Here is a 13,614-nt window from a genome sequence, read left to right on the forward strand (position 1 = left end):
AACACAAAGCAATATTTAACCAAAAGAGAGGTTTGTCAGAAATTTAAAGATAATATCGAAAAATATGTCACTTTCGATGATAAAAGACCTAAATGGAGCTATCTTATCAAAGGAAGAATTTGACCAACTTATTATTTACACGTTACATAGCAATCCATTATTGATTTCTAATTAAAGTTACAACTAAATAATGAAGTGGTAAACACGCAAAATAGCCCTAAAAATTTACGGCAAAATTGGACTAAAAGTGACACGGTCATTCTATGATACAATGAAAATTATCTCAAAAACTCATCTAAAATATCTGTTTTTTCATCTCGTAAATCAAAATCTTACATATTCTTGTAAATATTGAGTTTAAGAGACATGATAGTTTAGATTTGGCCCAAATGGTGATTCCAGCCCGACAGCTAAAATATTTTTAATTACTTTTTATATTGAAAAATGAGATATTAAAAATGAAAATACTATTTTAGCAACTTAATGCTTGCATGACATGAACAGAATAAAAGAAATACTGGAAGGAAAAGGAATTAAACAGACTTGGCTAGCAGAACAGCTTTGTAAAAGCTACAATATGGTAAATGGCTATGTTCAAAACAGGAAACAACCAAGACTTGAAGTATTGTATGACATTGCGAAAATTTTGAATGTGGAAGTGAAAGAATTGTTGGTTGAAACAAAAATTAAAAGAACCAATGGATACCCTACTAGAAAATAAAGTGTCAGAATATCTAAAATTACAATCAAAAAACAAAATTGTGTTTTATAAAAACTCTTTTTTCGACTTCACACCCGTTGATATTGGCAATCTTTTATCCCAGGCAATTTATAATTGGAATGACGACAATAAATTATCTATGAAAGTTTCAACTGAAGTAGATAAAATCCTCAACCAAGCAGCGACTAATCATAACAGTTACGGAAAAATGATATCCATCTCAAACATTGGAATATTGCTAGAACCCAATTTGAAACAAGACATAAAAAGGCTTTTTGAAAAGTATTCGAATAACAATGTACTTTTTGTGAAATGGGAAGGTGAAATAGATAATGAGTATTTATACTTTCTCTCAAGAGAAAATGGAATAAAAATTAACATTAACGAATTAAGTCATATCACACTATGAAATACAAAGAACTACTAAACTTTGAACCAATAACCGAAGTTATAAAATTTAGCAGAACCTCTGAATCTGACTACCAAAACTCATTATTAAAAACATTTGTTTTCTCTGATACATTTAAAAATCACCTGATTCCACTAATGATCAGAAACTTGGATTTCAATCGTACTGGAGAATCATTCGGAATACAAGTTGTTGGTAATTATGGCACCGGTAAATCGCACTTAATGTCATTGATATCCTTGATTGCTGAAAATGGTGACTTGATTAATTTACTCAACGACGAAAAACCTAAAACCGACTTAAAAGCAATTGCTGGCAAGTTGGTTGCAACTCCCTTATTGGGCCTAAAATTACATAGCGTAGTATAACTTTCTAAAAATCAACTACTTACGATTTGTATTTTTAGATTTTATAAAATATAACTTACTGAATTTCAATCACTTGACTTTTAGAGTCATTTTGATGAACATAGCTACCAATTTCGACTTTTAGATACCTCAGATACTTATAAAATGTCATTTTTGAAACACCTATTTCCAAAGCGATTTTATTGACTGCCATATCCCCTTGTTTGTAATAAGATTCTGCCAAAATTGCTTTTTTTTCGGCTTCTTTGGTGATTCCTTGCCTTCGACCACCTTTTCTGCCCCAATGGATGTTTAAAAAGGCAAGATAATTAATAGACTACATAATATTAAAATTTATGGCAACATTGGACTAAAAATGATAGTCGAAAACCATAGAAGCCGAACAGTATTGCGAACAAGGAGGTATGGCAGTTAATAAAATTGCCTCGGAGATTAGAGTTTCAAAAATGACACTATACAAGTTTCTCGGATATCGAAAAGTCGAAATTGGTGGCTATCTTCATCAAAATAAACCTAAAAGTTAAATACTTGATAATCAGAAAGTTATATTTTATAAAATCTCAAAATCGAAACTGTAAGATGTTGACTTTTAGAGAATTAGGCTATGCTATGTAATTTTAGGCCCAATAAGGGACTTGTGACCTTAATATATCTTTTTCAAAACTTGTCATACCTATTTTCATTGTTCGTTTGGGGGTTATTTGATTTTGATTGTCCATTTCTGAAAAATGTAGATTTTAGTTTTTACCGACTATGATAAAAGGAATTAGCCGTTAAACTCTGGCTTGTTTTTTTCCTATTCCCGTGGCTGGTGTAATACGGAAAATTCATTAATATTTATTCCAATCCCATTGCTTTAAATGCTGCATCCACAGGATCTGAGTATATGATTAAACTAAATTTTGAGATTAGGTCTGTTGGTACTTTTGCAAGCTGTGCCATATCTACCGCAGGAATCAATACTTTTTTTGCACCACTATCCGCTGAAACTTGAAGGTATTCTCCAAGATTATCAGAGCCGATGATTGCTCCTCCAATGCTCATTGAACCTAATATTGCCAGTTGTGGAATTAATGGTCTTTCGGCAATGGATGAAACTATTGATAAAAACATGGCAAGTTCCAATCCTTTAGTATTGCCAATGCCATTTAAATCAGTTGCTTTAAGGTGAAATTCAAAATCGCTAAATTTTGCAGTTTGGGTGATTCTATTAAGATTGGAACGCACGTAGTTAACTGCTTCTTTTAACTCTTCCTTTATCGCTGTGCCACCCCTAAAACCTGTATCACTGATTTTTCCATTACCCGTCATTCTTTGAATATCCAAACGGAATAAGCCTTTGTGTCCTGAGTCAGCATTTTTACCAATTGCATAAACGGTTCCAGCGGGTAAATCTCCTTCAGGCATTAGTGATTTTCCGCCGCTTTCAGGTACGCCAACAAAATGTTCTTCATTATCTTCAAGGTCTATGTAGCTAAAATGTACATCGTAAAATTCCATCCCACCTATTTTTTTCAACTGCTCTTTTACTCTCCTTCTACCTACTAACGCATACTCAACGCACTTACGAATATCTTCTTTCGTGAACTTGCCATCAGGAAATAGGAGTTTAACCAAACCACTTACAGTTCTTTTTACTGCAATTGTATCTCGTTGGTTTAAGTCTTTTCCCAATCTAAAATATTGGCTAATTACATCAGAGAAATTGTGTTTACGCAGTTCTCTTAAACATTCTGCATAGTAATCTGATATGAAACCATAAGCATTGGTGAAAAATTCTGGTCGCATTTTTGGAATTTCCCAGCCTGGCAAGTAATGATGGAAGCGATCAAAGAAAGCGGTATCAATCATATCCTTTGGAAAGGGAGAAAGCAGGTGACTGGTCTTAACGAGGTTTTCGATTGATCCGTTGATATTACCCACAAACACCATGGAGGCATCTGCATTTACACTTTCTTTTCCTCTGCTGAAAGAGCCATTGGCCATGAACCCCTTCATGATTTGAATGCCGTCTTTATCTTTCATACTAATTCCTGCCACTTCATCAAATGCTACGACATCCCACATTCCCACTAAGCCTACTGTTCTGGTACTCATGTTGTAGAACAAATTGGCCACCGTGGTTTGCCCTCCTGAAATTAGGATGGAGTAGGGAGAAATCTCATCAAATACATAAGATTTACCCGTACCTCTTGGGCCCAATTCGCAGATATTAAAATTCTTTTCTACAAAAGGAATCATTCTTGCCACCAAATGCCACTTCGTTTTTTCTTCGAGGTTTACGGGTTCCATGCCGACACTACGGCAAATGATATCAATCCATTCTTCTAAGGTAAAATCTTGGCGATGATGCAGAAAATCCGAAATGTCCGTTTCTGGCATTTGAATGGGTTTCAATTCTACTATTTTAAAAGGAGAATCTTTTGAATTTTCATCAAACCAATATTCTAACGTTAGAATACACCAAATTCCGCCTGACAGAAGTTTTTCATATTTTCGGATATACGAATCATCAAGGATAACATTCTTCAAATTAATACTTGAAAGCAAGCCTTCATAACGGTCTTCTCGTTCATTAAGTTTTGCGGTTACCCTATCAATTATTTTAAAACGGCCTTTCTCTTTTATCTTCGCTTTTATTTTTTCTGACTCATCTGGACGTACATAATTCTCTGCCAATATCTGTTTTACCTTCAGAATACCATCTTTAATGGTTGCTTCATCATCGGTTGCACAATACATACCCAGCAGGTATTCCAAGACATACACCGGCACATTTGCACCTTCTTTGATTTGCTTGGTTAAATCCTTGCGAACAACTTTTCCTGGAAAGGACTGATTGAGTTTTATGTCTAATGCATCCATATTATTATCGTTTTAAAAATCATCAAATTCACTGCTAAATGCGATGAGCATTCGGTATGTGATGCTTTTGTACAATTTGAATTGACTGGTTCCTTCAATCTGTTCTTCGAGTTTGAGGTACACATCTTGGCCATTTTGTTTAGAAGCTTCGGAAGTGAAAAGGAAACTTTGCCTTTTTTCTCTTGCCATTGCATCACTTTCGGTGCTATTGAATAACAGTGTGACAATATTTGATATTAATTGGCCCGAACTTCTATAAAAACCTGCTTTTATTTGTCGTGGTTGAATTTTATCAGCTACGGGTTGTTTTTGGTAAAAACTGACCGCAAATGTGTTGCTGGTTATGTTGGAGGTACCGCTAATGATGTCTATTTCTACTTGCTCAATATCACTTTTGCGAGCTTTGCTTATTTCCAACACTGGAATAACTATTTCTTGTAAACTGGCTCCACCATGCACAAATCGACTGCCCGCACCTTGAATACGGATTCGATTAATTGATTTTGGTATTTGTGCTTCGGTTTCGTCTGCGAAGCCTAATGCCTTTCCTTCCCATTTTTGAACGGATGAATTTGGTACTAAATTTTTTCCTAATACAAATCTTCTACTGGTTTTATAAAGTGTTCCCGTTGGTATAAAGACGGCAAAATCGGATTCATCCAATCTGTTGTGTTGATAGAGGTATCCATGGTCGGCAGTAATAATCATGTTGTACCCATTCATACTACTTATGTGTTTCAGAATACGTAGTAAATAATCAAACTCCGTTTCTGTTGCTTCAAAGACTTTTCCTTCGGATGTTTTGTCATCTCCAGTTTTATCAATGTGATTGCTGTATATATAAATGACATTGTAAGGTTTGATAAACTCCCTGCCTTCGGTGTTAGCTTTCTTATTCAGAAAATCTTCTGCACTGATGGCGATGCTTCCTGCGTAGCTTTTTTGCAAAACTTTTGTACGATTGGACGTTCCCTGTGTGCTGATTCCATCGGCGTACACAATGTCATTTTGATCGTTAAAGGTGAGGGCTTTGTGTGGCAATAAAGAAGCCATACCCAATTGGGTGTAAGAAGGCAATGAACCCAATACGGCATTTAGCGTGGCGGTATATCGGTCTTCCTGCAAAATGCGTTCTCTTAACTCAGCCGCAGATTCGTATCTCAAAGCATCGGATATAATTACAAATACACGATTTTCTCTTTTGGTATAAGGGGCAATCCATTGCTGATAAAACTGTTTTTGACTGATGGTTTTTTCAATTTCCCAAGTAGTCATTCCGTCGATGGCGGCTTGCCAATTATTACCCAATTTCAATAAATAGGTATTCCCATAGGCTTTTTCAATTTCCTTGGTCAGGTCTTTTAAAATGTTTTGGTGTTCTGCCTGCTCAGTGGCACAAATATACTTCCGATAAAGTTTATCAATTTTGTACCACTGCTTTTCGTATTTTTCAAACCCATCTTGGGGGCTTTCTATGGTTAGATTGACTTTTCTAATTTCATCTAATAAAGATGCAGCATTGCTCAAGGCTTCATAAATCTGTGAATAGTCGGCAAAGAAGAACTTCACACGTCTTTTCTCAATCCATTCTTGTAAAGTGTAATTAGATAAGGTATTGTTTACGATGTGTTCTCTGATGCCGATAATTATTTTCTTGTCAATGACGCTATACGTATCGGCTTGTAACAATTCTTCTGGACTCTGGTTTAGAATGATGGCCTCGATGCCGAGGTCGTCTTCTAACCGTAGGCTCCAGTCGTGATAAATTTGTTTTGCTTTTGTATTTTCTTTCCAACGGTTCACAAAAAGATAGGCTTCGCTGTTTAACGTTGGTTTGCCCGCACTGATGCTACGTTCAAAATTGTCTTGCACCAATTGCAATAGGCAATCTTTAATGGTGGGTATTGTAGCGGTGTATTTGTATTTCTTTTCGATGGTTTCCCATAAAAAGGTATTCAAGCCAAACTTTTCGATGGCCTTGTATTTGTCCTGTTTGTTTTTGAATGCTTCAGCAAATAAGGCATACAATACTTTTTCCCATTCGGGTTCGGATGCACAAATGATGGCAAGCATTTTCAGCCTGATTTTACTTTCTCTGTCGTCTGGCTCCAGCAATGCCTTTAACTCATTGATGCGTTTTTCATTGGCAAAGAACTCTTCATGTTGCTGAATCAATGATTTGAACTCGGTCGGTAAATCAAGGTCTTGTAGATAGAGCGATGACGCTTCGGTGTGAAACTCGTAATTTGCCAATAGTAAATCAAGCATCCAATTTTCATTGTCAATCGGTTTAGGTTTGGCTTGATAGACTAAAAAGTGTTGATTGGGTTGTTCAATCAACATTTGATGCTTGAGGGTAAATTCATTATTTTCCATGATTACCTTTTCTACTTCAGCAATTTGAAGGCTGTTGAACAAGTCTGTCATTTCTGCCTTATCGTCATACCAAAAGACAAGCCTATGTTGTTGGAAAAGTTTTTCCAAAGCGGCTTGTACTTTATCATTTATAGAAAATAAATTATTCATCAATTGATTTTATGTTTTAGCACTTTCCAAAGTGTCAGTTTTGAGAAACTGACACCACTTGAAATCTTTAGCGTAGTATTTACACCGTCATTTACACCGTCATTTACACCGTCATTTACACATTTGTTTATACGGAGCCATACAAATGAATTTTTTTATTTCTTATTATTTATTACACTCCAATGGCCGGTTTTGTCAGAGCCAATACGTTGAATTTTACCTTCATTTTTTAGAATCGCTACATGTTTTTCAACGGTTCGAGCGGTTATTCCAATAATATCAGCCAATTCATGTATGGTAATCTTTGCATTTTCAGCCATCAGCCGAATAATTTTTTCCGTACTTTTCTCATTACTTTTCTCCGTACTTTTCTCCGTACTTTTTAATGGACGAGACAAGGTTATGGTAAACATTCCTTGTTTCTGGAAAATAGGTTTTGGTAAGGCTGCCTCCTTCATAAGATCAAGAATTCTACCCACGCCAGATCCAATTTGTTCTACTAAATGCATTCTGGCAAAAAGTCCAAAAATGAGTGGATTTCTGGAATGACTTCGTTTACCAAATTCTGCCTCGGGAATGGCGCTAACCAACCCACCAGGATTACTAATTTCTACACGGTCCTCAAATAGTTCAATGGTAATGACGGCTCCTTTATCGTAGTAATCTCGGTGAGACAATGAATTGATAATGGCCTCCTTAAAAACGGTTTCGGGAATCTCCCATATTTCTTTTCTGGGGCCAGCACCTTGGCCTTCTATATCATAAGCAACATTCAATTTACCCCGGAGCCATTGCATAGCTTTGGTATATTGATTGTATAATGACCCGCCAAACACCTGATCATCAATAATGAAACGTTTATCCATTCCTTGAAACGCAACACAACGGACAATCGCTTTTTCAATAAACTGCTCAGGTTTAAGCCCCAAGAAAAGTACGGCACCATTTTTAAATTGTTGTTGACCCGCATATAAATTTAGGTTCGTAAAAATTTGCTCATTGGGAACAGCCGCACTTAAATTAGCTTCACTTTTAAAATGAGCCAATACTTCAGCATCTATATCCGTTGGGGGGTTAAAAGCTATGCAGGGGACTTCATCGAAGTAAATTTTTTCAGCCTGCTGAAAGAAGTCTCTCATTTGCTCGGCTGTGGTGAGCTTCTGGGTATTGGGGCCAAGCCTTACATAAATTGCTCCTGATAAAACATAAGGCTTTTTTGGGCCAGATGCTACTTCTATAAGGCCGATGGTTTTACCCTCTACTTCCATCATTGTTAAAGAACAATGCAAGGCGGGGGTTATTTCACTTAAACTATTTTGAATGGCGGATCGTTTTGCATTATCAATGCTAACGCCCTTTATTTCATTGTTATCATTTACGCCAATTAGTAAAACGCCTCCAGCGGCATTGGCAAAAGCACATACTTCTTCGGATAGTTCCTTCACTTTAGCCGGAACTGACACTTTGAATTCAGCATTGTAGCCTTCTCCACTGGTAATAATCAGTTTTATGTCTTCAGCTGTTATCATTTATTCTTCTTCTTTTTCTAATCCTTTAATCGGGATTAATACTTCTTTGAACTTTTGATAATTTACTTTTACGCCGTCATCCAAATCTATGCTGATTTTTTGGGTGGCGATGCTGAATAAGGTTTTTTGATAGTCTCGGCAATCTTTGAGCATGGCTTCAAACTTGTCAATTTCTTTATTGGCCAATGTTTTTTCACGGGCGGAGATGTCTTCTTTCAAACTCAACATGGTTTGGGTTTGTTTGGCAGATTCCAGTTTGCTGATGAACGCTTGCAGGTAATCATTGAGTATGATGCTACATAAATCGGGTTGATAGCGGTGCATGTAGATGAGTGCCTTGAAATGTCCCTTTGGACTGGTAAACATCCAATAGATTGGCCGCTTTTTGTACCGCTTGATATGATCATTGTAGAAATCTTTGACAAAGTATTTTCGAATGTCTTTGCCGATGGTATCTTCTATGAATTTGAGATTTTCTTCAAAATGCTCTTCGCCAAATGCGGCTTTTAGGAATACTTTGAACCTACCTACGATATCATCCGTAAACCATTCTCCCTCTAATACTGGGATGATATTATCATCATCTGGCATAAAGGTTGGATTTGGCACTTGATTTAAGAAATCTTGTAAGGTTTCGCCTTGGTTGGCTAAAATGAGGGCTGGCTTATCGAGGCTGTAACGACCGAAAACACACCCCATCGAATATGACAGAATACTTAAAATTGTATCATGCAATAGTAATATTTCACGTTCTTCATCTGATTTTTCTATACCAAATCTGAAATAAGGATTAGAATAAAGAGTTATTTCTTCTTTCGGAATTGAACAATATCTGTCACCTGTTAATTCATATTCTTCTGCCAACCCTTTTGATATATTAATTTCATTTTCCAAAAGACACTTAAACTTAGACTGCCAACTATCTCTTGCAATGCGATATTTTTCTGAAATAGTTGAATTCGTTTTGTCCCTAAATAATTCAGGAATATTGAAATTTAAGCTTGCTTCATTAGAAGCATTGTCTTCCATTGTTATCTTAATACAATCGTCTACATATTTTAAGATTATGTCAGAATAAATAATTGGAGCAGGTATAATTCGAAATGCGCCTACAGAAAGAGTAAGAGTTGGATTTAAAGCTTGTAAAATATCTTGTATTATTTTTGAATTACAATAAGCCAAAAGGCTATTTCTTTCCTTATTATTTTTAAAAAAAATGGCATTCCCTTTGTTGTTGAAAATAAATCCAGTCGGGTAATATCTGAATGATGATAATGATGACGTAATATCTGACCAAGAAACATGCTCTCTAAAATAGTATGACTCTGAGGGAAGATTATTACCCATTGTTTTTAGAATATCTCGATTTACTTTATCAAATGATATTACATAGTCTTGATTTCCAAACCACTTTCCAAATGATCCCCCTTTGTTTAATTGAACCCATTTTAGGTTTGCATCCCAAACATTTTTTGCTGAGCTAAATTCAAGTGCTATTTTATTAAAATTGATTTCAAACCAAAATCTTAGAAATCTATCATTGTCTCCTGTAGCTGTTCCTTGTTTCATTTCGTACAAACCATCAAATGAAGGTTGTTTAAAAATTTCAATAAGTTTTTGACTAAGAGGATATCCAAAAGCCTTACCAGGAATCTTTTCGAAATCCTGTTGATTTGCTGTATAAAACCATCCGCAATCAGGATTCTGAATAGCTTCTAATGTCTTTGGAGCTTGGGTTTGAAAGCCTTTGAAATCGGATAATCTAATATAAGAGCCTTTATGGTTATCATGCTTTTTATTTTGTAAGGTAAAAATTGAAATAGGAACGCAAGCAGGCTCGAATGCGTTGTATTCTAATTGGATTAACGAATTAATATTTGTGTTGTCAATGATAAATTCTCGAAGTTTTTCAAATGACGAAATGAACATCCAAACAAATGGACAAATATATCCAATAAAACCATTGTCAATTGTTAGCTCTGTAACTCTTTGCAGAAAGCATGCAAATAAATCTGATTTGTAATCTGGATAATTTTCATTTATATACGATTTTAAGTCATTATCGAACCTTGAAGAAGGAATGTAAGGTGGGTTTGTAACCACACAATCATACCGTTGTCCAAGAAAGGTATATAGCTGCTTTAGTTTCGTCTGATTATCAGCAAATAGCGAACCTTCGTCTATCTTTATTGTGTCTATTTCAGTTGGTTCAACCTTCACCAATGAACCCAATGCCTTACAATTATTGAACTTAGCATCTCCAGCAAAATCTTCATAAAAAGTGATGTTGGGTGTAATATTCTTGCGAAGGAAACGACTGTTTTTTCTACGACCTTTCATCATCAATACGAAAGAGGCAATTTGGGCGGCTCGTTCATCAATATCTACGCCAAAAAGGTTGTGTTTAATGATGAGTTCGGGTATTTCGGTGGTACTGTATCCTTGTTCTTCATACATCAGATAAAATACATCAAAGGCATAAGAAAGAATATGTGCCGAACCCACACAAGGTTCAAAGAATTTAATTTCTTCTAATTGCTTTTTGGGTCTTGGTGGTAGTTGGTCTTTGTAATCAGGTTTTATGTAAAATTCTAATTTGGGAAGAATGGTTGTGGCAGGATTTATTTCAGACCACAATTGTCCCAAGGTATTATCCACCATGTATTTCACAATCCACTTGGGCGTAAATAATTGAGAAGCAGGTGCCAATTCATGTTTTTTATAAACGCTTTTTGATTTTATCAATCTTTCGTTTTCATCAGAGATATAGAACTGGTATAACCAACCCAATATTTCTTCCTGTTGGCAATCCTCATCGGTCATTCCCTTGCGGATGTCGGCCACAATGCTATAATCACTCAGTAGGTCATCGGGTAAAAGTAGTTCAGTATAATCGCTGATGCGTTCGAACATAAAAGGCAAAGCGGCATTCCATTGGTTGCAAGAAGCGACCAAGAGCATTTTGTAGGCTTCGGTGTAGGCATCGATGGCGGCAGTTTTGCCATCGAGTAAATCATTGAGGCGTTGGCGGTCTAATTTTAGGTTCGATTCAATGTTTCCCCCCAAGGCATTTTGTAATATTTCGGGGCTGGTCATACCCTCGGATGGGGTGATTATTTTGGGGATGTTGTAGTTATTAGCATCCATAAAACGCAATCCTACCAAACGGTTGAACCACGTGTAGGCCACCATTTCAATGACTTGTTCTTTGCCTTGTTCGGTTATTTTCTTTTTGAGCTGTTCAATTTCTTTTTCCTTGCCCCGCAATTCTGCATTATCTTGGGTTAAGACAAACCTTAGTTTCTGACCTACTTGGTCGAGTAATTTGATGCGGGCTTCTTTGGCGAAGCGTTTTAAGTTATTGGTGTTCATTATAGTGAAATGCGTTTGTCTTGGTCGATAATTCTTAAATATTGTTCTTTTACTACTGCCAAATAATCTTCCACATCCTGCTTGGTTTCCAATGCTGGTTTATTGAAGTTTATTTTTACACTGTCCTTTATTACAAAAACAATTTTTGGTTTTGGCGGCTCAGTACTACCCGGTTCTACGGGTTTAGGCGGATTTGCCCAACGCATCATCAGCTCTAATTGTTTTTGGTAGAGGTGGGTGGTTGTATGGTTTACTTTTGAGCGGATATTACCAATGAATCTTTCTCGTCCTATTTCCTCGATTGCCCTTTCTAAAGGAGCGATCATTTCAACCTGTTGTTTGCTATCCAGTTTTGTGAAATCATCGAATGATCTTAGTTTATCAATGCCCTGTAGAATGGCCTCGGTGGCGGTTTCTCTTTCCAGTTTTTGTTGGGCGGTAACCTCCTGGTGGATGAGTTCTAAGGCTCCTTTAGCTTCTTGAATTAGGCTATTTTTATACGGTGCAGGACTTTCTGCTACGGCACTTAATTTTGTAAGGCTGTCTTTTCCGATGAAATCAAAATTGGCATTATTGCCTTCTAAGTAGGTCAATACATTTTCAAAAATGCTCCGCTGGGCACCATTCATAAATTTTTTAACCGCTTCCAAGACATTTTCTTTGTCGTCCAACAAATTGTCCTCGTATTGGTCTAAGGCATTAAAGAAATAGGGATGTTCTTTGGCGGCTACTAATTTCAAACGGCTCAAAGGTTCGCCTACTGCTTCCAAGAATTTGAATCGGTTGCGCTGGATGTGTATTTCAGTCAGGTCTTTTACTTCCTTTTCCAAGCGTTGTTTAAAGAGTCGGGATATTTCTTTTGGCTCATTGCCCAAGTTGGGTTCGTTGAAATAATCCTGATAAAAATCTTTCAGTTTTTTTACCTGCGTATTTTGTATTTCCTCTTCCAGTTCAATGATGGTATTAGCGTACTGGTTATTTTTCTGCAAGGCATCCAAAACGGCTCTATCGTCTAAATTATTACCATCTTGCTTTAAACTTATTTTATTACGCTTGTATAGTTTAGCAATGATGCACAACACGGCCGTTTGATACCAGCCATACGGTCTGGCATAAAAGTTATCTATTAGACTTTTAGTGGTCGTTCTTTCGTGGCTCGCTTTATTGCGTTGAATGCGATTTAATACTTCGACTTCAATTTCATGCAGGGTATTTTTGAATAGTAAATCATCTTGGCTTTGGATAATTCTCTGTAAATGCGTTTCGGTAAAATCAACCGTAAGCATTTTGAGGTTGGTATAAATGGTTTTGATGAGTTGTTGAACCCCCTGCGTAATTTTTATTTTTGGGTCTTTACTGCCGATGTCAGTTAATTCAGAGCCGTTCAAAAACATTTTAGCCTCGCCGATACTTTCCTTGAGTTGATTCAATACTGCTCTTTTTCGGTCTTGATTCTGCTGCGCTCTTTCGGAAAGGATTCGTTGTTTGGTAGCATCCAAAGAAGGTGAATTGGACGTTTGAATGTATTTTTCTGTTTTCTTAATTAATCGCAATTCATCAAATAATCGTTTATCTTCCGGCAAGAGAATAATGAGGTCGTTGGGTCTTCCCGCAGACCACATGTGGATGTTTGCGGTGGAGATAGCATTGACATTTAAAGGCGTAATAAAATTGACTACTCTACACTACTAAAATTTGATATTTGAATAATTGTATGTTTCGGATGATGAATCGGGTAAATATTTTAAAAATTGGGGTCAAATTTTGTTCAGTAAGTGCTGGTTTGCGGAAATTTTCAAAAATCATATTCATTCCTGCTCTGAA

Annotated in this window: 9 protein-coding genes; 3 read left to right on the forward strand and 6 right to left on the reverse strand. The window is 36.3% G+C overall.

Translation table 11 applies throughout. The annotated features are described in order from the left end of the window. Positions 1-496 precede the first annotated feature (496 nt). Genes AC1W31_RS18670 through AC1W31_RS18680 form a run of 3 tightly spaced genes read left to right on the forward strand, consistent with a single transcriptional unit; the run spans position 497 to position 1,498 of the window. Positions 497-721 carry a helix-turn-helix domain-containing protein gene (locus tag AC1W31_RS18670; RefSeq protein ID WP_481736007.1) on the forward strand — a complete coding sequence of 75 codons (225 nt, stop codon included), beginning with the start codon at positions 497-499 and terminating at the stop codon, positions 719-721. Further along, positions 699-1,130, forward strand: a complete 432-nt coding sequence (locus tag AC1W31_RS18675) for a hypothetical protein (protein ID WP_481736008.1) — start codon at positions 699-701, stop codon at positions 1,128-1,130. The genes AC1W31_RS18670 and AC1W31_RS18675 overlap by 23 nt, the downstream gene beginning before the upstream one ends. Further along, complete coding sequence (locus AC1W31_RS18680; protein ID WP_481736009.1) at positions 1,127-1,498, forward strand: DUF6079 family protein; 372 nt, start codon at positions 1,127-1,129, stop codon at positions 1,496-1,498. The genes AC1W31_RS18675 and AC1W31_RS18680 overlap by 4 nt, the downstream gene beginning before the upstream one ends. 55 nt (positions 1,499-1,553) lie before the next feature. Here AC1W31_RS18680 and AC1W31_RS18685 read toward each other — a convergent pair whose 3' ends face one another. The 6 genes from AC1W31_RS18685 to AC1W31_RS18710 form a co-directional block, all read right to left on the reverse strand. After that, a complete protein-coding gene (locus AC1W31_RS18685; RefSeq protein ID WP_481736010.1) occupies positions 1,554-1,721 on the reverse strand; it encodes a helix-turn-helix domain-containing protein in 168 nt (55 codons plus the stop codon). Positions 1,722-2,335: 614 nt separating this feature from the next. Continuing rightward, on the reverse strand, positions 2,336-4,363 hold the full coding sequence (gene brxL, locus AC1W31_RS18690) for a protease Lon-related BREX system protein BrxL (RefSeq protein ID WP_481736011.1): 2,028 nt from the start codon (positions 4,361-4,363) through the stop codon (positions 2,336-2,338). A 12-nt stretch (positions 4,364-4,375) separates the two neighbouring features. Beyond that, positions 4,376-6,889, reverse strand: a complete 2,514-nt coding sequence (pglZ, locus tag AC1W31_RS18695) for a BREX-1 system phosphatase PglZ type A (protein ID WP_481736012.1) — start codon at positions 6,887-6,889, stop codon at positions 4,376-4,378. 155 nt (positions 6,890-7,044) lie between these two features. Further along, on the reverse strand, positions 7,045-8,418 hold the full coding sequence (locus tag AC1W31_RS18700) for an ATP-binding protein (RefSeq protein WP_481736013.1): 1,374 nt from the start codon (positions 8,416-8,418) through the stop codon (positions 7,045-7,047). After that, a complete protein-coding gene (pglX, locus tag AC1W31_RS18705; RefSeq protein WP_481736014.1) occupies positions 8,419-11,790 on the reverse strand; it encodes a BREX-1 system adenine-specific DNA-methyltransferase PglX in 3,372 nt (1,123 codons plus the stop codon). Further along, a complete protein-coding gene (locus tag AC1W31_RS18710) occupies positions 11,790-13,457 on the reverse strand; it encodes a hypothetical protein (protein WP_481736015.1) in 1,668 nt (555 codons plus the stop codon). Before AC1W31_RS18710 ends, pglX begins: the two co-directional genes overlap by 1 nt. Between the last annotated feature and the right edge of the window lie 157 nt (positions 13,458-13,614).

This window comes from Arcicella sp. (assembly GCF_964672035.1).